This is a genomic window from Plantactinospora sp. BB1 (assembly GCF_003030385.1).
Taxonomy (GTDB): Bacteria; Actinomycetota; Actinomycetes; order Mycobacteriales; family Micromonosporaceae; genus Plantactinospora.
The window spans coordinates 4044729-4068120 of record NZ_CP028159.1 but is presented as its reverse complement, the minus strand read 5'-3'; the positions used below and the strand labels follow the sequence as shown (position 1 = coordinate 4068120).

At 72.4% G+C, this 23392-nt stretch carries 20 protein-coding genes and 1 pseudogene; 12 read left to right on the top strand and 9 right to left on the bottom strand.

What is annotated here, in order from left to right; translation table 11 throughout:
* Positions 1 to 32 precede the first annotated feature (32 nt).
* Complete coding sequence (locus tag C6W10_RS17755) at positions 33 to 2405, top strand: phosphoketolase (RefSeq protein ID WP_107259033.1); 2373 nt, start codon at positions 33 to 35, stop codon at positions 2403 to 2405.
* 21 nt (positions 2406 to 2426) lie between these two features.
* Here C6W10_RS17755 and C6W10_RS17750 read toward each other — a convergent pair whose 3' ends face one another.
* The gene (locus C6W10_RS17750) at positions 2427 to 2825 is read right to left on the bottom strand and encodes a TIGR03618 family F420-dependent PPOX class oxidoreductase (protein WP_199853960.1); all 399 of its coding nucleotides are present in this window, start codon (positions 2823 to 2825) and stop codon (positions 2427 to 2429) included.
* A 123-nt stretch (positions 2826 to 2948) separates the two neighbouring features.
* Between C6W10_RS17750 and C6W10_RS17745 the strand changes: the two genes are divergently transcribed.
* Both C6W10_RS17745 and C6W10_RS17740 read left to right on the top strand, forming a co-directional pair.
* Positions 2949 to 3392 (top strand): phage tail protein, encoded by a 444-nt coding sequence (locus tag C6W10_RS17745; protein ID WP_107259032.1) that lies wholly within the window; start codon positions 2949 to 2951, stop codon positions 3390 to 3392.
* Positions 3393 to 3396: 4 nt separating this feature from the next.
* Complete coding sequence (locus C6W10_RS17740; RefSeq protein WP_107259031.1) at positions 3397 to 3939, top strand: NUDIX hydrolase; 543 nt, start codon at positions 3397 to 3399, stop codon at positions 3937 to 3939.
* Here C6W10_RS17740 and C6W10_RS17735 read toward each other — a convergent pair.
* Positions 3927 to 4550 (bottom strand): disulfide bond formation protein DsbA, encoded by a 624-nt coding sequence (locus tag C6W10_RS17735; protein ID WP_107264052.1) that lies wholly within the window; start codon positions 4548 to 4550, stop codon positions 3927 to 3929. The two genes, C6W10_RS17740 and C6W10_RS17735, sit on opposite strands and share 13 nt — an antisense overlap.
* Before the next feature lie 627 nt (positions 4551 to 5177).
* Here C6W10_RS17735 and C6W10_RS17730 point away from each other — a divergent pair.
* Together C6W10_RS17730 and C6W10_RS17725 are read left to right on the top strand one after the other, a co-directional pair.
* Positions 5178 to 5990 (top strand): helix-turn-helix transcriptional regulator, encoded by an 813-nt coding sequence (locus C6W10_RS17730; protein WP_199853959.1) that lies wholly within the window; start codon positions 5178 to 5180, stop codon positions 5988 to 5990.
* Positions 5978 to 6169 carry a DUF397 domain-containing protein gene (locus C6W10_RS17725; protein WP_107259030.1) on the top strand — a complete coding sequence of 64 codons (192 nt, stop codon included), beginning with the start codon at positions 5978 to 5980 and terminating at the stop codon, positions 6167 to 6169. The genes C6W10_RS17730 and C6W10_RS17725 overlap by 13 nt, the downstream gene beginning before the upstream one ends.
* Here the strand turns inward: C6W10_RS17725 and C6W10_RS17720 are convergent, their stop codons facing one another.
* Together C6W10_RS17720 and C6W10_RS17715 are read right to left on the bottom strand one after the other, a co-directional pair.
* Positions 6170 to 6535 carry a hypothetical protein gene (locus C6W10_RS17720; protein ID WP_159104632.1) on the bottom strand — a complete coding sequence of 122 codons (366 nt, stop codon included), beginning with the start codon at positions 6533 to 6535 and terminating at the stop codon, positions 6170 to 6172.
* Positions 6536 to 6645: 110 nt separating this feature from the next.
* On the bottom strand, positions 6646 to 7491 hold the full coding sequence (locus C6W10_RS17715) for a TIGR04222 domain-containing membrane protein (protein WP_107259028.1): 846 nt from the start codon (positions 7489 to 7491) through the stop codon (positions 6646 to 6648).
* A gap of 110 nt (positions 7492 to 7601) precedes the next feature.
* On the opposite strand from C6W10_RS17715, the gene C6W10_RS17710 reads away from it, so the two are divergent.
* Both C6W10_RS17710 and C6W10_RS17705 read left to right on the top strand, forming a co-directional pair.
* Positions 7602 to 8186 carry a YcxB family protein gene (locus C6W10_RS17710; protein WP_107259027.1) on the top strand — a complete coding sequence of 195 codons (585 nt, stop codon included), beginning with the start codon at positions 7602 to 7604 and terminating at the stop codon, positions 8184 to 8186.
* 445 nt (positions 8187 to 8631) lie between these two features.
* Positions 8632 to 12249, top strand: coding sequence for a discoidin domain-containing protein (locus tag C6W10_RS17705; RefSeq protein WP_107259026.1), 3618 nt, complete (start codon positions 8632 to 8634; stop codon positions 12247 to 12249).
* 66 nt (positions 12250 to 12315) lie between these two features.
* Here C6W10_RS17705 and C6W10_RS17700 read toward each other — a convergent pair whose 3' ends face one another.
* Positions 12316 to 13320, bottom strand: coding sequence for a DUF4034 domain-containing protein (locus C6W10_RS17700; RefSeq protein ID WP_159104631.1), 1005 nt, complete (start codon positions 13318 to 13320; stop codon positions 12316 to 12318).
* A 431-nt stretch (positions 13321 to 13751) separates the two neighbouring features.
* Between C6W10_RS17700 and C6W10_RS17695 the strand changes: the two genes are divergently transcribed.
* Both C6W10_RS17695 and C6W10_RS17690 read left to right on the top strand, forming a co-directional pair.
* Positions 13752 to 14402, top strand: a complete 651-nt coding sequence (locus tag C6W10_RS17695) for an RNA polymerase sigma factor (RefSeq protein WP_107259024.1) — start codon at positions 13752 to 13754, stop codon at positions 14400 to 14402.
* Positions 14403 to 14413: 11 nt separating this feature from the next.
* Positions 14414 to 15346: a hypothetical protein gene (locus C6W10_RS17690; protein ID WP_107259023.1), complete on the top strand. Its 933-nt coding sequence runs from the start codon at positions 14414 to 14416 to the stop codon at positions 15344 to 15346.
* Positions 15347 to 15527: 181 nt separating this feature from the next.
* Here the strand turns inward: C6W10_RS17690 and C6W10_RS17685 are convergent.
* The 3 genes and pseudogenes from C6W10_RS17685 to C6W10_RS17670 all read right to left on the bottom strand — a co-directional run.
* Positions 15528 to 16457: pseudogene (locus C6W10_RS17685) on the bottom strand (ADP-ribosylglycohydrolase family protein); the annotation flags it as partial.
* A 74-nt stretch (positions 16458 to 16531) separates the two neighbouring features.
* The gene (locus C6W10_RS37380; RefSeq protein WP_159104630.1) at positions 16532 to 17179 is read right to left on the bottom strand and encodes a hypothetical protein; all 648 of its coding nucleotides are present in this window, start codon (positions 17177 to 17179) and stop codon (positions 16532 to 16534) included.
* A 101-nt stretch (positions 17180 to 17280) separates the two neighbouring features.
* Positions 17281 to 19434, bottom strand: a complete 2154-nt coding sequence (locus tag C6W10_RS17670) for an AAA family ATPase (RefSeq protein ID WP_107259019.1) — start codon at positions 19432 to 19434, stop codon at positions 17281 to 17283.
* 99 nt (positions 19435 to 19533) lie between these two features.
* Here C6W10_RS17670 and C6W10_RS17665 point away from each other — a divergent pair, with 99 nt between their 5' ends.
* Positions 19534 to 20193, top strand: a complete 660-nt coding sequence (locus tag C6W10_RS17665; RefSeq protein ID WP_107259018.1) for a TetR/AcrR family transcriptional regulator — start codon at positions 19534 to 19536, stop codon at positions 20191 to 20193.
* Between the two features lie 64 nt (positions 20194 to 20257).
* Here C6W10_RS17665 and C6W10_RS17660 read toward each other — a convergent pair whose 3' ends face one another.
* On the bottom strand, positions 20258 to 21517 hold the full coding sequence (locus C6W10_RS17660; RefSeq protein ID WP_107264050.1) for an FAD-dependent oxidoreductase: 1260 nt from the start codon (positions 21515 to 21517) through the stop codon (positions 20258 to 20260).
* Between the two features lie 216 nt (positions 21518 to 21733).
* On the opposite strand from C6W10_RS17660, the gene C6W10_RS17655 reads away from it, so the two are divergent.
* Positions 21734 to 22555, top strand: a complete 822-nt coding sequence (locus tag C6W10_RS17655; protein ID WP_107259017.1) for a CoA transferase subunit A — start codon at positions 21734 to 21736, stop codon at positions 22553 to 22555.
* A complete protein-coding gene (locus C6W10_RS17650) occupies positions 22552 to 23334 on the top strand; it encodes a CoA-transferase subunit beta (RefSeq protein WP_107264049.1) in 783 nt (260 codons plus the stop codon). The genes C6W10_RS17655 and C6W10_RS17650 overlap by 4 nt, the downstream gene beginning before the upstream one ends.
* Positions 23335 to 23392: the final 58 nt, after the last annotated feature.

Here is a 23392-nt window from a genome sequence, read left to right as displayed (position 1 = left end):
CGGGTCGGGCCGGCTCGGGGCAGGCTCGGGTGATGGGAATTGCGCTGGACCCGCAGCCTCGACTGACCGACGAGGAACTGGGCCGGATCGACGCGTACTGGCGGGCCGCCAACTATCTGAGCGCCGGGCAGATCTATCTGCTGGCGAATCCGCTGCTCCGCGAGCCGCTGCGGCCGGAGCACGTCAAGCCGCGCCTGCTGGGCCACTGGGGGACGGACCCGGGGCTGAACCTGGCCTACGTACACCTGAACCGGCTGATCGTGGCCCGCGACCTGAACGCGATGCTGGTGACCGGCCCGGGACACGGCGCCCCGGCGATCATCGCGAACACCTGGCTGGAGGGGACCCTCACCGAGCTGTACCCGTCGGTGAGCCGGGACGAGGCCGGGATGGCCCGGCTGTTCCGGCAGTTCTCCTTCCCGGGCGGGATCCCGAGCCATGTCGCCGCCGAGGTGCCGGGGTCGATCCACGAGGGTGGCGAGCTGGGCTACGCGCTGGCGCACGCCTACGGGGCCGCCTTCGACAACCCGGACCTGTTGGTGGCCTGCGTGGTCGGCGACGGCGAGGCGGAGACCGGTCCGCTGGCCGGGAGCTGGCTCTCCACGATGTTCCTCGACCCGGCCCGGGACGGTGCGGTGCTGCCGATCCTGCATCTCAACGGCTACAAGATCGCCAACCCGACGGTGCTGGCCCGGATGCCCGAGGAGGACCTGCTGGGCATGTTGGGCGGCTACGGCTTCCGGCCGTACGTGGTGGCCGGGGACGAGCCGGCCCGGGTGCACCGGGAGTTGGCGGCCTGCCTGGACCGGGCGCTGGACGAGATCGCCGAGATCCAGCGGCGGGCCCGTCGCGGCGGGACGGTCGAGCGGCCACGCTGGCCGATGCTGGTGCTGCGGACCCCGAAGGGCTGGACCGGGCCGGCCGAGGTCGACGGCGAGCAGGTCGCCGGGACGTTCCGGTCCCACCAGGTGCCGCTGGAGGGGGTACGCGACAATCCCGACCACCTGGCCCAGTTGGAGCGCTGGCTGCGGTCGTACCGTCCGGAGGAGCTCTTCGACGCGACCGGCGCGCCGCTGCCGGTGCTGGCCGGGCTGGCGCCGCGCGGCGACCGGCGGATGAGCGCTAACCCGCACACCAACGGCGGCGTCGTACTCCGCGACCTGGTCCTGCCCGACTTCCGGGAGCACGCCGTCGAGGTGGACCGGCCGGGCAGCCCGGCGACCGGTGCCACCGGGGTGCTCGGCGGCTGGCTCCGGGACGTCATCGCGGCGAACCCGGACCGGTTCCGGCTCTTCGGCGCGGACGAGGTGGAGTCGAACGGGCTGGCCTCGGTCTTCGAGGTCACCGACCGGACGTTCCTGGGCACGATCGAGCCCGGCGACGACCACCTCGCCCCCGGCGGCCGGGTGATGGAGGTGCTCTCCGAACACCTCTGCCAGGGCTGGCTGGAGGCATACCTGCTGACCGGCCGGCACGGCATCTTCACCAGCTACGAGGCGTTCATCCACATCGTCGACTCGATGCTCAACCAGCACGCCAAGTGGCTCAAGGTCACCCGGGACATCCCGTGGCGCCGCCCGGTCGCCTCGCTCAACTACCTGCTCTCCAGCCATGTCTGGCGGCAGGACCACAACGGCTTCTCCCACCAGGATCCGGGCTTCATCGACCACGTCACCAACAAGAAGGCCGAGATCGTCCGGGTCTACCTGCCGCCGGACGCCAACACGCTGCTCTGCACCATGGACCACTGCCTGCGCAGCCGGCACCACGTCAACGTGGTGATCTCGGGCAAGCAGGCCGCCCCGACCTGGTTGCCGATGAAGCAGGCGGAGCTGCACTGCCGGCGCGGGCTCGGGATCTGGGCCTGGGCCAGTACCGACGCCGGGGCCGAGCCGGACGTGGTGCTCGGGTGTGCCGGCGACGTACCGACGCTGGAGACGCTGGCCGCCGCCGACCTGCTCCGGCGGCACCTGCCCGAGCTGAGGGTACGGGTGGTCAACGTGGTGGACCTGATGCGCCTGCAACCCGCGAGCGTGCACCCGCACGGGCTGGCCGACGCGCAGTTCGACGCCCTCTTCACCCGGGACCGGCCGGTCATCTTCGCCTACCACGGCTATCCCTGGCTGATCCACCGGCTCACCTACCGTCGGACCAACCATGCCAACCTGCACGTCCGGGGCTATCAGGAGGAGGGCACCACCACCACGCCGTTCGACATGGTGATGCTGAACGACCTGGACCGGTTCCACCTGGTCATGGACGTGATCGACCGGGTACCCGGGCTGGCCGTCCGGGCCGCCGACCTGCGGCAGGTGATGGTCGACGCCCGGCAGGAATGCCGCGACCACACCCGGCGGTGCGGCGAGGACCACCCGATGGTCGCGCAGTGGCAGTGGCCAGGTTGAGCCGGCCCAGGAGTGGGGAGATCATCGAGCACGGCCGGCCAGCAGCCAGCGGGTGACCGGAATCCGCAGCAGGGTGCGCGGACCCTCCCCCGGCACCGGCACGGTGACGTCCCAACCGGCGTACTTGCCGTGGAACGCGTAGACGATCTCGGCCGGGAAGTCCGCGCGGAGTACCGTCGCCCGCCCTTCGGCCACCACCGGGGCGTCCCCGTTCTCCAGCGCGAGCGAGACCCGGGGGTCGGCGTCGATGTTGCGTACCTTCCTGTTCCGCGCGGCGCTGCCGACCCAAAAGGTGTCTTCGCGGTAGAGGAACCACACCGGCGTGACGTGGGGGCTGCCGTCCGGCCGGAGCGTACAGAGCCAGACGTTGCGGTCCCGGTCGAGACGATCACGCACCCGTCGGTCAAGATCCATCGGCATGGTTCCATCCTCCACCGGTGGTGCGAACCGTCGGCAAGGAGGCTGACCAGGAGCGGGTGATTTGGTTATCTGGTGGCAGCCGGTGCTTCCCCGCACCGGCACCGGCACGTAGAGGAGGCAGACATGCCACTTCCGGACCAGGACTCCGCCGCCGGCCACTCGTTCGCCCTGGAGGTGGACGGGACAGTGATACCGCAGATCACCGAGGTCTCCGGGCTGCGCCTGGGCCAGGACGTCGTCGAGTTCAAGTCGAGCGCATCCGACGGCGAGTATGTGGTCCGCACGCTGCCCGGCCGGCCCCGGGAGGGCGAACTGACCGTCGTCCGGCCGCGGGACGGCGGCGACAGCTTCGAGAGCTGGATCGCCGACGTCCGCGCCGGCCGGGGCGCCGGGGGCGGGTCCGCCGCCGCCGTGCTCGTCCTCGACGCCGAGGGTACGCCGGTCAAGCGCTACAAACTCCTCGGTGCCACGCCCAAGCACCTGGAGGTCAGTACGATCACCAGCGGCGGTACCGGTGTGCTCACCGAGAAGCTGGTGCTGACCTACGAGGCGGTGGAGGTGGAGTAGTCCCGTGGCACGGTCGGCGGACGAGATCCTGGACATCGTCGACGAGCGGGACCGGGTGGTCGGGCAGGCCCCACGCGGCGTGGCGTACGCGCGGCGGCTGCGGCACCGGGCCGTCTTCGTGCTGGCCCGCGACCCGTCGGGGCGGATCTTCGTGCACCGGCGTACGGCGCAGAAGCTCGTCTTCCCGTCCCGCTACGACATGTTCGTCGGCGGGGTCGTCGGTGCTGGTGAGTCCTACGACGAGGCGGCCCGGCGGGAGGCCGAGGAGGAGTTGGGGGTCTCCGGCCTGCCGGCGCCGACCCCGCTGTTCAGGTTTTGCTACGAGACGCCCGAGCACGCCTGGTGGTCCGCCGTCTACGAGGTGAGCTGCGCGATTCCGGTCGACCCGCAGGTCGAGGAGGTGGCCTGGCACGCGTTCCTCACCGACGAGGAGCTGGCCCGGCGGCTGACCGAGTGGGAGTGGGTGCCGGACGGGCTGGCCGCGTACCACCGGCTGCTCGCCTGGCGGCGGGACCGCGCCGACGGCGGGGCCGGTCAGCCCGGATAGTCGAGCTGCGGCTCGGCGTGCGGGGCGCCTTTCAGTTCGTGGAAGCCGGGCACACCGGCGACCAGCAGGGTGCCGTCCCAGAGCCGGCCGGCCTGCTCGCCGGTGGGGATCCGGGAGATGACCGGGCCGAAGAAGGCGATCCGGCGCCCGTCGGTGCCGGTCACCGCGATGATCGGGGTGCCGACGTGCGTACCGACCAGCGAGATCGCCTCGGCGTGCGAGGCGCGCACCGCGTCGTCGTACCCGGTCGACATGCCGGCCTCGACCAGCTCGCGCGGCAGGCCGGCGGCGTCCAGCGCGGTGTGCAGGTCGCCGAGCCAGTCCCCGTCGCCCCGGGCGGTGGTCCACATCGCGGTGTAGAGCCGGGCCAGTGCCTCCGGACCGTGCTGCTGGCGGACGGCCGCGCAGATCCGCACCGGAACCCAGAGGTAGCCCTCGGGGTCGCCTTCCGGGTCGTCGTCCCGGCCCTCGTTGAGCACCGAGAGGCTCATCAGGTGCCAACGCGGCTCGACCGGCCGGACCTTCGCCACCTCCAGCAGCCAGCGCGAGGTCGTCCAGGTGTACGGGCAGGAGGGGTCGAACCAGAAGTCCGCGACGATCGTCTCCGGCATCCCGTGCCCCTTCCAGGTCTGCTCGTGCCGCCCCTCCTCGGAGCTTAGGCGGAGGCGATCCCGGGCGATGCGCAGCCGGGGTGCCGCCCAGCCGAGGAAGCGCGCGTGCATGAGCTTCGGATCCGGGCGGCGGCTCGGGTGCAGCCGGTGCAGGTCGGCCATCGCCTCCTGCATCAGGCCGGCGAGGAAGACGGCCAGCCCGACCGGGTCGGCGACGTAGTCCAGCGGCAGCAGGGTCCGGGCGGTCAGGCAGGGCCAGTCGGTGGCGCAGACCCGGCAGAGCCAGAGCGGACGTCGGGGCAGGTGCGACCAGCCGAGCCGGTCGGTCGCCGCCGTGCCGCGGTCGCGTCGGCGGGAGGAGTACTCGGTTCGCAGACTGTCGAGCTGCCCCGCTTGTGCGCCCGGCTCGACGGTCTGCGGGGACGACTCTCCTGCCGAGCGCCCCTCGTCGGTACCGACATCTGGCTCGTCCGCCATCACGAGGACTCCTTCCCGTTCCACTGGTGACACTCTGCTGTGGTTGCCCTACTGTCGGAAGGCGCCGGCCGTGGCCTCGGCTTTTCAGTGGCCACATCGGTCGTCACACACCGTGTCCAGTGGAGGCGAGAGAGGGACTGTGGAGGAACTGTGGAGAGCGAGCAGCAGCCCACGGCGGACCTGATCCGCACCCAGCTACGCCTGATGCGCACCAACGGCGGACTCAGCCAGGACGAGTACGGCCGCCGGTCGAACTACTCGGCGTCGATGGTGTCGGCGGTCGAGCTGGGTCAACGCCCCCTTGATCGGGTCTACCTGGCCCGCGCCGACGCCGTCTTCGGCACCGGCAACCTCTTCGTCTCGCTACTCAAGCTCGCCGAGCGGGACGGCGAGCCGATCTGGTTTCGGCCGTGGCTCGACGCCGAACGCACGGCCACGCAGCTCAGATGCTTCGAACCGATGTTGATCCCCGGACTGTTCCAGACCGAGGACTACGCGCGGGCGGTCATCCGCAACGATGTCACCCTCACCGAGGAGGAGGTGGAAAGGCTGGTCGCCGCCAGGATGGCCCGGCAGGCCATCCTGGACCGGGACCATCCACCGCAGCTCACCGCCGTGCTCGACGAGTCAGCTCTGCACCGGTTCGCCGACGGCTACGCCCAGGTAATGGCCGGGCAACTCAATCACCTGATCGCCTGCGCCGAGCGTCCGAACGTCAGTGTGCACGTCATCCCGGCCCGGGTCGGCCTGCATGTCGGGCTCGAAGGCTCGTTCATCCTGGCCCGCTCGGACGACGGCGGCTGGGTCGGCTTCTTGGACAACCAGCTCGGGGGGACCGTGGCGGACCGCACCGAGGAGGTCGAAACGCTTCTGGCAAGGTGGGAGAGTGTGCGCAACGTGGCGCTGCCCACCTGGCAGTCGGTCGAGCTGATCAAGGATGTGATGAGGCCATGGACGCCCTGAGCGGTGCACGCTGGCGTACCTCCAGCAGGAGCGGCTCCAGCGGCAACAACTGCGTCGAGGTGGCGGACAACCTGGCTGGGGTCGTACTCGTGCGGGACAGCAAGGATCGCGAGGCCGGCACGTTGAGCTTCACCCCGTACGCCTGGCGGGCCTTCGTCCGCCACCTGTCGGACCGCTGATCACCCCTGCGGTTGACCCGGGCCGGAGACCGGGCGGCCGGCCGGGGCGTACCCGGGGCGTCCCGGTCCCGGCTGCGGTGCCGGCGGCGGCGCGAAGACGCCGGGTTGCGCCGGCGCCGCGACGACGTTGCGCCCCACCTGGAAGCCGACCGCCGCGAGCATCGTGGTCAGGCTGCCGATCGCCGTCACGATCGCCAGCGTCTCCAGGCCCTCGGCCTCGAACTGGCAGTTGGGGTCGATGGGGTCACGAGGGTTGGGCATGCAGACCTCGATCGCCCACATGCCGATGGCTGGTGCGACCAGCAGGCCGACGAAGGAGAAGAGCATCAACACGATAAAGACGGGATGGACACCGGCACGTCGCATGATCGCGAAGTGTAGATGATTCCCTCTTCGGCCGGGGCCTGACAGCCTGTCAACCGCCGCCTCCCCCACCGCCGCAGCCTCCCCCGGAACCGCAGCCGCCTCCGCCGGCGTCACCGCTGCCGCTGTCGGCACCGCCGTAGCCGGCGTAGCCGGAGCCCGAGGCGCCGGTCGGTCCGGTGTCCAGGGCACGGTGCTCGACGTACGCCTCGGCGCCCATCTCCGGGTCGACGTGACCGAGCACGTCGGTACCCGAACAACGCCACCGCCATCGCCGCCGCCTGCGGGCCGTAGGTGGCCAGGGCGGGTCGGTGCTGCGGGCTCAGGTGGGCGTACGTCCGGCGAAGCTGTTCGAGCAGCACCTCGGCGGCGGCGCTCTGCCGGGGCAGCCTGGCGATCAGCACGAGGTAGCCGCCGAACACGGCGAGCGTGGCCAGGCCCAGCCAACCGGGCGACCGCCCGCCGACCAGGTCGCCACTGATTCCGGCGACCCCGATGACGACCAGCAGCAGCATCAGCCTGGCACCGCGCCGGACCCGGCGGGACGCGGCCGGACCGAGCAGCAGCCCGGACTCCTCCAACCCGTCCCGGATCCGCCCGACCGCCGCCACCACCCGGGGATCGGCCCGGAGCGCCTGCTGTGGCACCTCGGCACCGGCGGCCGCGTGCACCGCCTCGTCCAGCGCGGTGGCGCCGGGTGGCAGCGGGCCGTTCACCCGCAGCGTACGGGCGGGCGTCAGCCGTACCGCCTCGGCGGCGCGCAGGCCGGCCAGTGCGGCGTAGACGGCCAGCCGCTCCCCCGCGTGCAGGTAGCCGACCTGCTGCGGGGTGAGGTCACCGTGTTCGAGCCGGGACGGCTGCTGGAGCAGTCGACGGCGGTACGTCCAGGCGGTGCCGAGGACCGCCGCCGCCGTACCCAGGTAGACCCAGACGGAGGTGGGGATGTCGAGGGACCACATCGGGGCGCTCCGGAGGGGATGGGGTGGTCAGGTCGCTACAGTGTCCAACCCGCCCGCCAGCGGATCGTCCGGGGAGGTCGCCGACCGCCGACCAACTACGCTGCATCGTCATGGCCCCGGAGCACGTGCTGACCGGCAAGACGACGCTGCGGTACACGCTGACCGTCGACGACCTGCTCGACGGGTTCGCCGCGCAGTCCCGGAGCTTCCGCCACCCCTGGTACCTGCGCTGGCCGACCACCATCCTGACCCCGGTGGTCGTCGCGGCCGTCCTCGTCCGGGCCGCGCTGGCCGGGGACTTCTCCACGGTCGTGGCACTGGCGGTGCTCGCCCTGCTGGTGGTGCTGATGCCGATCGTGGCCGGCGTCGACTTCCTGCTGCGCCGGTTCCTCCGCAATCCCCGACTGATCTACCGGCTGCACGTCGGGCTGCTCGTCCGGGCGAACCCGGCGCTGACCCAGCCGATGACCGCCGTCGTCGACGAGACCGGGGTCCGGGTGTGCAACGTCAGCGGGGAGATGCGCAGCGGCTGGGCGATGCACCCGCTGCACGTCGAGACGGAACGCTCCTTCGTGCTGCTCGCCTCCCGGCGCCGGGGCGCGGCCGTACTGGTGTTGCCGAAGCGTGGGTTGGGCGGCGCCGACCCGGCACCGCTGCGGGCGCTTCTCGCCGCGCACGGCAACCGGCTCGACTGAACCGGCCCGGCGTCGACCGGTGACCCGTGGCCGCCAGCCGGTCCCCGGAGCCGGAGCCCGCAGCCGGAGCCCGCAGCCGGGGTCCGCAAATAATATCGATCCGGGTAAATCGCCCCACTCCCCCACATCGATCCGGACTGATCCGGCCGAGGTGTTGACGCAGCCGTAGCGCGTCTGCAACATTACGACGACACCACGCAAGTTTCGGGTCACTAGTTGCTAGATAGCTTTCTACATCCCGGAATTTCTGGACAGGCGTTCTCTGTGCTCCTTCCCCGGCTGCCCACGGGGATCGACCCTCGGCGGGGTCGCGGCGGCGGTGGACAGGCGGACGGACGGCGCCACCGCTCGCCTTCGGCGGCGGGCGGCAGCCGGGCCAGCCGCCGACCAGGCCCGGCCGCTCGCAGCATCTCCAGTCGGTTCCGACGAGCGCCAAGGGAACACGATGAGACAGCTACCACCAAGACCCCGCCTGATCGCGGCGACGCTCGCCACCGGACTGCTGGTGGCCGCCGGATCGCTCTTCCCGACCCCGGCCGCCGCCCGCCCCGACACCGGGCCCGCGCGGGCCGAGGTCGCGGTCGCCGCCACCCTCAGCGCCAGCAGCTCCCACCCGGAGTACCCGGCGGGCAACGCGGGCGACGGCAACCCGGCAACCTACTGGGAGAGCAACAACAACGCGTTCCCACAGTGGATCCAGGCCGACCTCGGCTCCGCCGCCGAGGTGAACCGGCTGGTGCTCAAACTGCCGCCCGGCTGGGGCACCCGGACCCAGACCCTCTCCGTGCAGAACAGCAGCAACGGCTCGACGTTCAGCACCCTCGTCGCCGCCACCGGCTACACCTTCAACCCGGCCAGCGGCAACACCGTCACCATCAACCTGCCGGCCACCAACACCCGCTACCTGCGGCTGCACATCACCGCCAACAACGGCTGGCCGGCCGGTCAACTCTCCGAGCTGGAGGTGCACGGCCCGACCGGCGGCCCGGACAGCCAGGCCCCGACGGCACCGGGAAACCTGGCCTACACCCAGCCGGCCAGCGGGCAGATCCGGCTCACCTGGAACGCCGCCAGCGACAACGTCGGCGTCACCGGCTACGACGTCTACGCCAACGGCACGCTCCGGGCCAACCTCGGCAACGTGCTGACGTACACCGACAACCAGCCGGCCAGCGCGACGGTCTCCTACCACGTACGGGCCCGGGACGCCGCCGGGAACGTGTCGCCGAACAGCAACACGGTGACCCGCACCGGCACCGGGAACCCGCCGGCCGGGACGAACCTGGCGGTCGGCAGGCCGATCACCGCCTCGTCGACCGTGCACACCTTCGTCGCGGCCAACGCCAACGACGACAACGTGGCGACGTACTGGGAGGGGGCCGGCGGGGCGTACCCGAGCGTGCTCACCGTGCAGCTCGGCGCGAACGCCACGGTCAGCTCGGTGGTGGTCCGGCTGAACCCGGACCCGGCCTGGGGCCCGCGCAGCCAGACCATCGCGGTGCTCGGCCGCGAGCAGAGCGGCTCGTCGTTCGGCACCCTGTCGGCGGCGACGCTCTACAACTTCAACCCGGGCAGCGGCAACAGCGTCACCATCCCGGTCAGCGGCAACGTCGCCGACATCCGGCTCTCGATCACCTCGAACAGCGGGGCGCCGGCCGGTCAGGTCGCCGAGTTCCAGGTCTTCGGAGTGCCGGCGCCGAACCCGGACCTGACGGTCACCGCCGCCACCTGGAGCCCGGCCGCGCCGGTCGAGACCACCGCGATCACCGTCTCGGCCACCGTCCGCAACGCCGGCACCGCCGCCTCCGGCGCCACGAACGTCAACTTCTACCTGGGTACGACCCTGGTCGGCACCGCCGCCGTCGGTGGGCTCGCCGCCGGGGCCAGCAGTACCGTCACCGCGAACGCGGGGCCGCGCAACGCCGGCACGTACCAGTTGACCGCCAAGGTCGACGAGGCGAACTCGGTCGTCGAGCAGAGCGAGACCAACAACAGCTTCACCAACCCGTCCACGCTGACCGTCGCCCCGGTGGCCAGCTCGGACCTGGTGGCGATCCCGAGCTGGTCGCCGAGCACCCCGGCGAACGGCCAGACGGTCACCTTCACGGTGGCGATCCGCAACCAGGGCACCAGCGCCTCGGCCGGCGGCGCGCACGGCATCACGGTGACCGTGCTCAACGCCAGCGGCACGGCGGTACGCACGCTGACCGGCTCGTACACCGGCACCATCGCGGCCGGGGCCAGCACCGCACCGGTCAGCCTCGGCACCTGGACCGCGGCCAACGGCCGGTACACGGTCCGGACCGTACTCGCCGCCGACGCCAACGAACTGCCGGTGAAGCAGGGCAACAACACCAGTGACACGCCGTTCTTCGTCGGGCGCGGCGCCAACATGCCGTACGAGATGTACGAGGCCGAGGACGGCACGCTCGGCGGCGGCGCGGCGATCGTCGGACCGAACCGGACCGTCGGCGACCTCGCCGGTGAGGCGTCCGGCCGGCGCGCGGTGACCCTGAACAGCACCGGCGCCTACGTCGAGTGGACCACCCGGGCCCCGACCAACACCCTGGTGACCCGCTTCTCCATGCCGGACGCCCCGGGCGGCGGCGGCACCAACTCGACGCTGAACATCTACGTCAACGGCACCTTCCACAAGGCCATCGACCTGACCAGCCGGTACGCCTGGCTCTACGGTGCCGAGGCGAGCCCGAACAACTCGCCCGGCTCCGGCGGCCCCCGGCACATCTACGACGAGGCGAACGTGATGCTCAACTCGTCGATCCCGGCCGGCAGCCGGATCAGGTTGCAGAAGGATCCGGCCAACAGCACCACGTACGCGATCGACTTCGTCAACACCGAGCAGGTCTCACCGCGACCGAACCCGGACCCGGCCCGCTACACCACGCCGACCGGCACCGGCCACCAGGACGTGCAGAACGCGCTGGACCGGGTCCGGATGGACACCACCGGCAACCTGGTCGGGGTCTACCTGCCCGCCGGCACCTACAGCACCTCGAACAAGTTCCAGGTGTACGGCAAGGCGGTCAAGGTGGTCGGCGCCGGCATGTGGTACACCCGGTTCCAGACCCCGCCCGGGCAGGAGAACACCGACGCCGGCTTCCGGGTCGAGGGTACGGCGAACGGCTCGTCCTTCGAGCACCTCGCCTTCTTCGGCAACTACACCTCCCGGATCGACGGCCCCGGCAAGGTCTGGGGTGAGCTGTCGAACGTCTCCAACCTGACCTTCGACAACGTCTGGGTCGAACACACCGTCTGCATGTTCTGGGGCGTGCACGTCAGCAACGTCACCATCAAGAACTCGCGGATCCGCAACACCTTCGCCGACGCGGTCAACATGACCAACGGCAGCACGAACAACCTGGTCAGCAACGTCGAGGGGCGTGGCAACGGGGACGACGCGTTCGCGCTCTTCTCCGCGACCGACGCCGGTGGCGGGGCGAACACCGGCAACGTCTTCGAGAACCTGACGGCGACGCTGACCTGGCGGGCCGCCGGGGTCGCGGTGTACGGCGGGCAGAACAACACCTTCCGCAACATGTACATCGCCGACCAGCTCGTCTACTCCGGGATCACCATCAGCTCACTCGACTTCGGTTATCCGTTCGTCGGGTTCGGGCCGGGGATCACCCGGGTGGAGAACGCCTCGATAGTCCGGTCCGGCGGCCACTTCTGGGGCGCGCAGACCTTCCCCGCGATCTGGGTCTTCTCCGCCTCCAAGGAGATGCGCGGAATCCGGGTCAGTGACGTCGACATCGTGGACCCGACCTATCACGGCATCATGTTCCAGACGAAATACAACGGCAGCAGTCCGGAGAACCCGGTGACCGACACCGTGTTCACCAACATCTCCATCAGCGGGGCGCAACGCAGCGGCGACGCGTACGACGCGAAGTCCGGGTTCGGCATCTGGGCGAACGAGATGCCGGAGCCGGGTCAGGGTCCGGCGGTCGGCTCGGCGGTCTTCAACAACCTGCGGATGAGCAACAACTACCAGAACATCCGGAACACCACGTCCACCTTCACCATCACCGTCAACCCCTGACGACAGCCGGGCGGGGTGTCGCCGGAAGCGGGTGCTTCCGGCGACACCCCGCAGGCGCTACCGGCGCTACCGCGGCTGCTCGTGCCGCTGGGCGAACGCGATGTCCCGCCAGGTGGCGAACCGCCCGGCCGGGTCACTGCCGCTGGAGTAGTACCACGGCCACTCGGTCACGTTGTCGCCGATCGCGTCGAAGACGGCGGCCGCCGCCGGATAGTCCTCGGCGAAGGAGAAGGCGAGCGCGAACGAGTTGTACGGGCTGGGCCAGCCCGGCCGGCGTCGGTGCTCCGGGTGCCAGATCGACTGCTCCGCCGCCGCCCGCAGTTCGGCCCGTACCGCCGGGCTCATGATGTACGGGTCCTTCTCCTCGCTGGGCAGGCCGAGCCAGTGCTCGATGTGCGCCACCACCACCAGTTCGTGCAGCAGGCTCCCGGCCGGTGCCTTGGCCGCCGCCGTACGCGCGAAGTCGAACATCTCCTCCGTACTGCCGAACCACTTCTTGCAGAGATACTGCAACATCTGCTGGTGTGCCGTCTGGTGCGTGGGGTGCCGGGCGACCACCTGGGCGAAGCGGCGCATCGCCTCCTCCCGGCCGACCTGGCGACCCCGGGCCGCGGTCACCAGGAAGGTCCACGCGGTCGTGTCGTCGGGTTCCCGGTCCACCACCTCGTCGAGGCAGTTCTCGGCCATCCGCAACCGGTCGAAGAAGCCCTTGAACTGGCTCTGGCTGGTGTGCTCGGCGGTGGCGCCGCCGCGCGCCTCCCAGGCCCAGTAGACGCCGTGGCAGCCGCGTACCAGCATCGGCAGCGTGGAGTGCGGCTCGGCGGCGATCCAGTCCCCGATCCAGTCCTGCACCCCCTCGACGTCCGCGCAGACGCCGAGATAGAACGCCCGGTCGTCGGGGTGCCCGACCGAGTCGAGGAAGTCGCGGGCGGTCACCCAGTCCCGCTGGGCGAGCGCGGCGCGCAGCCGGGCCGCCCCCGGATCGCCCTTGGCCTTGTCGATCGGCGGCGCGGTGCTGGCCGGAGCCCCCGACGCCGCCGCGGCCTGCTTCTTACGGAACGGCCAGACCACCGTTTCCCCTCCCCCGTCGTCGACCCGTGTGCCGGACCCGACGCGCATTCCCCGTTGTCGAAGCGCAGAGGTTACCGGGCAACGGGACCCGGGCGGAAGCGAGCCTCGACCGGCGGGGTACACGCTGGCGAAAGCGGACCGGCACGCACCGCGACAGCGCCGGACGGTGGAATCGTGTTACCGGGACGCACCGGGCTGGCCGGCGGAGATATCTCACTCGTTCCGCCGGGGTGACGACTTGCCTGCGGGCTCGGCCCGCCCCTAGCGTGGGACGGCGATCACGTGGACGGGGGACGACCGGTGCGGATCGGGATCCGACGACGACGCACGGTACGACGAGACGCTGCGGAAAGCGCTCCGGTATCCCGTCACCAGTTCCGGACGGCACCCCGGATGGGCGGGACCGGGGCGTCCCGTAACGGAGTCGAACCGTGCCGGCCGAGCTGAGTGCCCTGGTCCGGTCGGCGCAGCAGGGCGACGAGTACGCGTTCCGGATGCTCTACCGGGAACTCCAGCCCGGGCTGCTGCGTTACCTGACCGTGCTGGTCGGCTCGGACGCCGAGGACGTGGCGTCGGAGACCTGGTTGCAGATCGCCCGTGACCTGGCAACCTTCGCCGGCGGGCCGGGGTTCCGGGCCTGGGCCACCCGGATCGCCCGCAACCGGGCACTGGACCACCTCCGTCACCAGCGCCGCCGGCCGACCGTGTCGGTACCGGTCGAGGCGCTCTCCGAGTTGCCGGGCGCCGAGGACACCGCCGCGAGCGTCGACGAGGGGCTGGGTACCGACACCGCCGTCGCGCTGATCGCCTCCCTGCCGCGTACCGAGGCCGAGGCGGTGCTGCTGCGTACCGTGATCGGGTTGGACGCCGAGAGCACCGCGCGGGTGCTCGGCAAGCGACCCGGAGCCGTCCGTACCGCCGCGCACCGCGGGCTGCGGCGACTGGCCCGCGTCCTGGCGCAGAACGGGCGGGACGGGCGGGAGGGGGCGACGGAGTCGGCGGCCGACGGTGGACCGGCGGTCGCACCGGTCGCCGACGTACGGTCCAGCGAGGATGTCGAGGCTGGACAGGGATGGCGCTGAGAGAGATGAGCATGGCTTTCCGTCGACGCCGTCGGCCTGGTCCGGAAGCGGCCGAGCGGCTGCTCGACGCCGTCGCGGCCGGCGCCGCAGCGGCCCGGCAGGCGCACGGCGACGTCCGCGAACCGGTCGGTGATCGGGCCGATGATCCGGTAACCGATCCGGTGGCCGCTTCGGCGACCGCTTCGGTGGCCGATCGGGTCGCCGGCCCGCTGGCCGATCCGGTGGGCGGTTCGTTCGGCGATCCGGTCGCCGAGTTGCTCGCCGTGGCGGCGGCGCCGGGCCGGCCCGGAGAACTCCAGGGCGAGGACGCCGCGGTAGCGGCGTTCCGGGCGGTCCGTGACGCCCGGGCGATGGCGGGCCCGGCGGCGACAGCCCGGACATCCGAGATCCCCGACACCCCGGCCGGTGCGTCGACCCGGCCGCCGGGCCGCCGCCGACGGCTGACGGCCGGCGCCTTCGGCTGGCTCGCCGCGCTCGTCGCCACCCTCACCGCCGGGGTGGCACTGGCCGCGGAGATCCCCGCGCTGCGTCCCGCCGGTCCACCGCGCAGCACACCGAGCGTGGACGCGGGCCCGAACGGCGGGCGGACGACCGCACCGCCGACCACCGCACCGGCACCGACGCCCGCACCGCACCGCACCGCACCTCCGGCCACCGGGCCCGGCCCGTCCGGCCGCGCTCTGCCGCCCCAGGCGCTCGTGGCGCAGTGTCGCGCCTTTGTGAAGGGTGGCCACGGTTCCGGTCCCGCCGCCCGCCGCCCGGCGTCCGCCGCGCTGGTCCGGGCGGCCGGCGGCCGCGCCGAGGTCGAAGACTACTGCCGACGGCTGCTGGCCGCCGATCCCAAGCGTGGCGGCGCCCCGGACAAACCCCGCGACAAGGGCGGGCCGGGCAGTCCACCCGGCAGGCCGGCCGACCGGCACCCCGGGGCCAACGGGTCCCGCTGAGCGGTCGCCACCGCCACCGCCACCACAGGCTCCGGCTCCGGCTCGGCCACCGGACCGAGGCGGCGGTTCCCGGGCCGTCGTCGGTGACCGCCTATCGCGGATCGGAGCCAGGAGCGGAGCCCGGAGCAGACCCAGGAGCAGAGCCGGGAGTAGAGCCGGGATCGTCGAACAGGCGCCGGTCGACCCAGTCGGGCAGCGCCTCCCGGGCGGCCAGCCAGGTCGCCGGCACGCCGACCGCGTCGGGCCGGTCCCCGATCCCGGTGTACGCGGCCAGCACGCCGCCGACGATCGCCCCGGTCGTGTCGATGTCCCCACCGGCGGTCACACACGCGCTGATCCCGGCCGGATAGTCGCCGAGATGCGTCGCGGCGACCCAGAGCGCGAACGGGACGGTGTCCTGGGCGGTCACCCGTGACCCGTTGCCCAACTCGTACGCCGCCTCCTCGACGGTCACCGCCGCGGCGCTGAGCAGTCGACGGGCCCGCTCGACTCCCCGGCGTACCTGCCCGTCGACCAGGTACGGCTCCAGCCGGTCGACGAACTCGGGCGCGGAGGGGCGTACCCCGGTGAGCCGGGCCGCCGCGGCGTGCGCGGCGGCGACCGCGACCAGTACGGCCCCGGCGATCCCCTCGGGGTGGGCGTGGGTCACCTCGGCGGACCGGATCGCCTGCTCGGCCGCGCGGCGGGGCCGGTCGGCGTGGTAGGCGCCGAGCGGAGCGATCCGCATCGCCGCCCCGTTGCCGCAGGAGCCCTCTCCGCCGAACGCCTCGCGGGCGGCGTCCCGCCACGGCACCCCGTCGCGGATCTGGTGCAGGATCACCACCGCGCCCGCCCCGTAGCCCCGGTACGGTTCACAGCGCTCCGCGAACACGGCGGCGAGCCGGTCGGACCGGATCTCGCCGTGCGCGGCGAGTTCGGCAACCACCGAGCAGGCCATCTCGGTGTCGTCGGTCCACTCCCAGGGGGCGGCCGGGGGTCGACCCGCCGCCAGGTCGGCGGGTAACCGGCCGACCATGAAGAACTGTGCGCCGAGCGCGTCACCGACGGAGAGCCCGTGCAGGCTGTCGTAACAGAGGTCGAGCCGGGCCGGCTCGTGCAGGACGAAGGACATCACCTCCGATCATGCCCAACCCGGTTCGGGCCCGGCCACCCCGGCGCGAACTGCCGGGGCGACCGGGTGCCGGATCAGCGCTGGCAGGCCTTCAGCGGGGTGCTGGTCCGGGCGGTGCGGGTCGAGCCGTCCTTGAACTTCGCCGTGGCGGTGATGGTGATCGTGCCGCCCGCCGAGTTGCGCGGCTCGGCCCGGAACGGCCCCAGGCTGGCCAGCCAGGTCCCCCGGTCGCTGCCGATGGTCCGGGCGGATCCGCTGCCGTCGAACGGTACGGCGGTGCTCACCCGGTAGCGGAACGACACCGACGAGACGTTGCCGGCCGCGCCCACCCGGATCTGCACCAGCCCGAAACTGGGGTTGCCACACCCCTCCTGGTGCAGGCCGGAGAAGTTCTGCGCCTGGCCGAACCCGCCGGTCACCCTGACCGTCACGGTCGTCTGCTCGCCCATGGTGCGGGCGCGGCGGGTGGGTGCGGTGGTGGTCGGTGGCCGAGTGGTGCGGGCCGCCGTGGGCCGGGGCGTCGGGGTCGGGGGCGGAGTCGGGGTCGCCTCGGTCGGGCTGGGCGCGGCCGACGAGGGCTCGGTGGCCGGCACCCCGTCCGACCACTGTGGACGCTCGGCGCCGCCGCCCGCGCAGGCTGCCGAGAGGGTCAGGACCACCGCGCACGCCACGGCGAGCGCGGCGTCTGATCGGGTACGCCGAAAGTTGAGGACAGTCACCATGATCCCGTCGGTCGTGTTGGCCCCATTTCGCGGCATCAGCCGGCCTTGACCGTAGTCCTATCCCTCGATGTCGCCAAATCCACACCGGAAAGTGGGACAAGTCAGCACTTCAGGGACCCGTTACCCCGGTCCGCCAGCTCGGCCGGGAGCGCCCGGTGATGCAGCACGTCGAGTCGCGACACGGCCCGGGTCAGCACCACGTAGAGGCGGTGCAGGCCGCGCGGCTCCGCCTCGACGATCTCGGCGGGCTCGACGACGATCACGTGGTCGTACTCCAGGCCCTTCGCCAGGGTCGAGGGCAGCAGGGTGACCCGGGCGTCCTGGTCGGGCGCGTCCGCCCGGCCGACGGCGATCCCGGCGGACCGCAGCGCCCCGGCCAGTCCGGGCAGCGCGGCGTCGGCGGCAACCACCGCGACGGAACCCGGGCGGACCAGTGCGGCCCGCACCGCGGCGACGGTCGCGGCCGGCAGGTCGTCCGCCGCGCGGACCCGGACCTCTCCGTCGGTACGCACCGAGCGCGTCCGCGCCACCGCGACCCCCAACCCGGGCAGCAGCCGGTTCGCCAGGCCGAGTACGGCCGCCGGCACCCGGAACCCGGCGGTCAACGGCACGATGGCGGCGTCGGGCCGACCGAGGTACGCCAACTGGTCCCGCCAGTCCGACGCCGCCCACGGGGTGGTGCCCTGGGCGAGGTCGCCGAGGACGGTCAGCGAGCCGTGCCGGCTACGCCGGGCGATCACCCGGCACTCCAGCGGCGAGAGGTCCTGCGCCTCGTCCACCACGACGTGCCGGTAGCCGGCCGGATGGTCGAGCAGCCCGCCCAGCTCGTCGAGGAGGACCAGGTCGGCCGCGGACCAGGTCGCGGCCCGGACCGTCCGGGGTGGCCGGGGCCAGGCGAGTGTGGACTGCTCGGCGGGCGTGAGCAGCCCGGCCGCCGCCCGGGCCAGCACGGTCGGGTCGCCGAGCAGCGACGCCAGCAGTTCCACCGGCCGGGTCGTCGGCCAGACCGCGTCGAGGAAGGCGGTGACCGGACGGCACCGGGCCATCCTGCGCAACCACGCGCCGCTGGGCGTCTCCGCCCGGGTCTCGGCCCGGGTTTGCAGCAGGCCGACGATCCGGGCGCGGAGCCGTTCCCGGCCGATCGCGTACGGCGGCTCCTCGGCGCGTACGTCCTGGACGGTGCGGCGCAGCCACGCCACCGGCAGTCGCCACCGGTACGAGCCGTCCGGGATCACCAGCGGCTCGGTCGGCTCGGCGATCCGGTCGTACAGCGCCCGGCGCAGCACCGTGACCATCCGAGGGTCGTGTTTCAGGGCCGCCGTCTCGGCGCTGTCCACGGCGCCGACCGGGTGTTCCGGCAGCAACTCGGCGAGGGTGCACTGCTCGACGTCCACCTCGCCGAGCGCGGGCAGTACGGCGGAGATGTAGCGCAGGAACGCCGCGTTCGGCCCGACCACCAGTACGCCGCCCCGGCGCAGCCGCTGCCGGTGGGTGTAGAGCAGGTACGCGGCCCGGTGCAGGCCGACGGCGGTCTTTCCGGTGCCCGGTCCGCCCTGTACGCAGACCGAGCGGTCGAGATCCGCCCGGACCAGGTCGTCCTGCTCGGGCTGGATGGTGGCGACGATGTCGCGCATCGGCCCCTCCCGGGGACGCTCGATCTCGGCGGCGACCAACCGGCTCAGCCCGTCGCCGGGTTCGGCGCCGAGCCGCCCGGCCTCCCCGGCACGTTCGAGGCGTTCGTCCTCGTAACCGGTCAGTTCGGCGGGCTGCCGGCTGGTCCAGCCGTACCGGCGACGCTCGCGTACGCCGAGCGGGTCCCGGGCGCTGGCCCGGTAGAAGGCGCGGGAGACCGGTGCCCGCCAGTCGATGACCAGGGGTTGGCCCGACTCGTCGGGGACGTGCCGCCGGCCAAGGTAGTAGCACTCGCCCCGGTGCTCGCCGGCCGCCGCCGAGTCGCCGAACCACAGCCGGCCGAAGTACACCGGCCCGTCCGGCTCCTCGGTCAGCTCCTTGAGGTGGCTCTTGAGCATCCGGCCGAGCGTCTCGGCGGTGTACCGGTCGCCGGCCACGGTCTCACCGGTGGCCACCCGTACCCGGGCGGTGGTCAGCATCCGGGCCAGCGCGGCCCGTACGGCGGCCAGCCGGGCCTGCTCCTCGGCGAGGGTGCCGGCGGGTCGCCCGGCGCCGCCGGTCGCAGGTGCGGGCACGGGCCGGGTGCGGGAGTCGGCGGGGTGGGCGGGACCGGACAGCACCATGGTCAACTCTCCATGTCACATGGCAGATTCCTTAACTCGGTAAAGACTATAACCCGAGTAACAAAGTTGACCTGATCTGGAAATGTTAGGATCGATCACATGACCGACGGACCGGGGCTGCGGGAGCGGAAGCGGCAGCGCACCCACGACGCCCTGTCGGCGGCGGCGATCTCCCTCTTCCTCCGGCACGGCTACGACAACGTCTCGGTGGCCGACGTGGCCGCCGCCGCCGAGGTCTCCAAGCCGACGCTCTTCAAATATTTCCGGAGCAAGGAGGATCTGGTCCTGCACCGGATCCTCGACCACCGCGCCGAGGCCGCCCGGGTGGTCCGGCAGCGCTCCGCCGACGAGGCGCCGCTCAGCGCGCTGCACCGGCACTTCCTGGCCGGGCTCGACCGGCGTGACCCGGTGACCGGGCTCAACGACCACCCGGAGGTTCTCGCGTACCACGCGATGGTCTTCGGCACGCCGAGCCTGGCGGCCCGGGTCGCCCGGTACGCGGCCGACGACGAGGAGGCGCTGGCCGAGGCGTTCGGCGAGGCGGCACCGGCGACCGGCGTACTCGACGCCCGACTCGCCGCCGGTCAGGTCGTGGCGGTACAGCGGATACTCGCCCGGGAGAACTGGCAGCGGCTCAGCGCCGGACGTACGGCCGCCGAGGTGTACCCGGAGGCGGTGGCCGCCGCCGACGGCGGGTTCCGGCTGCTCGCCACCGGCCTCACCGCCTACGCCGACCCGGGCGGCTCCGGCCGTCGCTGACCGCCGCGGCCAGCCGGGCGCGGTGGGGCTGGCCGAGTTGTCGGCGGCCCGGTCCCGGTCGTGCTCAGCCGGCCTGGCCCTCGGTGCCGACCGGGGCCGGTGGGCGGCGGGCGAACGGCGGCGCGTGCTCGGGGCGCACGCCGATGCCGATCAGGTAGGCCGGGCCGAGGGAGGCGAACGGGAACCGCCGCAGCAGCGCCAGCACCGGCCGGGGCGGCCCGGCCCGACGCCCGTCCAGGATCGGCGCAACCAGGCCCCGGTGCATGAGCCGCTGTAGTCGCTGCACCAGGATCGTCGGCAACAGTCGCCGGGCCCGGACACGCGCCAGATCGGCCTCGCTGACCGTGCCCCGCCGGAGCGGCTCGGCGAGCAGCGTGGCGGCGGCGACCGCGTCCTGCACGGCGAGGTTGATCCCGACGCCGCCGACCGGTGACATCGCGTGCGCGGCGTCGCCGAGGCAGAGCAGTCCGGGCACGTGCCAGCGGTCGAGCCGGTTCAGCCGTACGTCGAGATGCTTGACGTCGTCCATCGAGGCGATCGCGTCGACCCGGCCGGCGAAGCCGGGAGCGAGTTCCGCGATGTCCCGGCGGAACTGCTCGACCCCCTGGGCGCGCAGCCGCGCGTCGCTGCCCTTCCGGGCGATGTAGGCGACCTGGAGGTAGTCCTCCCGGGGGATCACCACCGCGAACCGGCCCGGAGCCACCCGGGGGGTGAGCCCGGCCGGGTCGTCGTGCGGGTCGCGGGGCAGCCGGAACCACCAGGCGTCGATCGGCACCGGGAACTCCCGGACCGGCAGGTCGGCCTGGGCCCGGGCGATCGACCACCGGCCGTCGCAGGCCACGGTCAGCTCCGCCCGCAACTCGCCGGTCTCGCCGTCCGGTCCCCGGTAGCGCACGCCCCGGACCTGGCCGTCCTCCCGGATCAGCTCGGTCACCTCGGTGCGCATCCGCAGCGTGAAGGAGGGCTCGGCGGCGCCCGCCTCGGCGAGCAGGTCGAGCAGGTCCCACTGCGGCACCATCGCGACGTACGGATAACGGGTCTTCAGCCGGCGGAAGTCGGCGACGACGATCTGCCGCCCCGGCGCCACCGGAAAGGCCACCTCGTCCAGCCGGCTCTGCGGCAGGGCGGCGAACCGCTCGCCGAGGCCCAGCTCGTCGAGGAGTTGCAGGGTGGACGGGTGCACCGTGTCGCCCCGGAAGTCCCGCAGGAAGTCGCCGTGTTTCTCCAGCACCGTCACGTCGACGCCGGCCCGGGCCAGTAGCAGCCCGAGCACCATTCCGGCCGGTCCACCGCCGACGACGACGCAGGTCGTACGTCCGTCCACCGCGACCACCTTATTCAACAGACGATGAATTATGCCCTCACCGTACTCCCGGCGCAGCGAAGATCGCAACTGTCCGGGCTCCGGTGGCGTTGACGGGTGGAAGGCGTCACGCTACGTTCGTTATCAGAACAGGCGTACGCAAAACGAACGACTGCGCCCGTCTGCCGTCGCCGCGCTCGGCAGGGCGACGACGCGCGATCAGGAGACTGGGGACGGATGGCTGAGATCGTCTCGTTGACCGAAGGTGTCGCCGAACTGGTCAACGACGGTGACACGGTGGCGCTGGAGGGATTCACCCACCTGATTCCGTTCGCCGCCGGCCACGAGATCGTCCGGCAGCGGCGACGCGACCTGGAACTGGTCCGGATGACCCCGGACGTCATCTACGACCAGCTCATCGGGATGGGCTGCGCCCGCCGGCTGGTCTTCTCCTGGGGCGGCAATCCGGGCGTCGGCTCGCTGCACCGGTTCCGGGACGCGGTGGAGCGCGGCTGGCCCACCCCGCTGGAGATCGAGGAGCACAGCCACGCCGGGATGGCGAACCGCTACGTCGCCGGAGCCTCCGGGCTGCCGTTCGCGGTGCTGCGCGGCTACACCGGCACCGACCTGCCCCGGCACACCGCCACCATCAGGCCCATCACCTGCCCGTTCACCGGCGAGGTACTCACCGCCGTGCCGGCGTTGAACCCCGACGTCGCGATCGTGCACGCCCAGCGGGCCGACCGGGCCGGCAACGTGCAGATGTGGGGCATCACCGGAGTGCAGAAGGAGGCGGTACTGGCCGCCAAGCGGTCTCTGGTCACCGTCGAGGAGATCGTCGACTCCCTGGAGCCGATGCCCACCCAGGTGGTACTGCCGACCTGGGCGGTCAACGCGGTCGCCCTCGCGCCCGGTGGCGCGCACCCCTCCTACGCCCAGGGCTACTCGGTCCGGGACAACGACTTCTACCAGGCCTGGGACGCGATCAGCCGCGATCGGGACACCTTCACCGCCTGGATGCGGCAGCACGTTCTCGACCCCGGGAGGTGGCGGCGATGAGTGCGGAGTGGACCGCCGACGAGATGATGACCGTCGCCGCCGCCCGGCAACTGCGGGACGGCACCGCGTGCTTCGTCGGGATCGGCCTGCCGAGTACCGCCGCCAACCTCGCCCGGGCGACCCACGCACCCCGGCTCGTGCTCATCTACGAGTCCGGGTGCCTCGGCGCAAAGCCCGACCGACTGCCGCTCTCGATCGGCGACGGCATCCTCGCCGACACCGCCGACGCCGTGGTGAGCGTCCCGGAGGTCTTCAACTACTGGCTCCAGCCCGGCAACATCGACGTCGGATTCCTCGGCGGTGCCCAGCTCGACCGGTACGGCAACATCAACACCACGGTCATCGGCGACGACTACGGCGACCCGGCGGTACGGCTGCCCGGGGCCGGTGGGGCACCCGAGATCGCCGCCTCCTGCCGCGAGGTCATCGTCATCATGCGGCAGAGTCCGCGTACCTTCGTCGAGCGGGTCGACTTCGTCACCTCCTTCGGGTACGGCACCGGGCCCGGTGACCGGGAGCGGCTCGGGTTGCGCGGGGCCGGACCACAGGTGGTGATCACCGACCTCGGCGTACTCCGGCCCGACCCGTCCAGCCGGGAGCTGGTGCTGACCGAGCTGCACCCCGGCGCCACGGTCGAGCAGGCCCGGGCGGCGACCGGTTGGCGGTTGCGGGTCGCCGACGACCTGCGTACCGGCGCGCCGCCGACCGGGTCGGAGCTGTCGGTGCTGCGGGCGCTCAAGGCCGCCACCGGCGACGGCCGATCCGGGGCCGGAGGCTGACCGGCCGTCGGGACCCGGTCCCGCCCGAGCCTGATAGCACCGCCCGAGCCTGATAGCA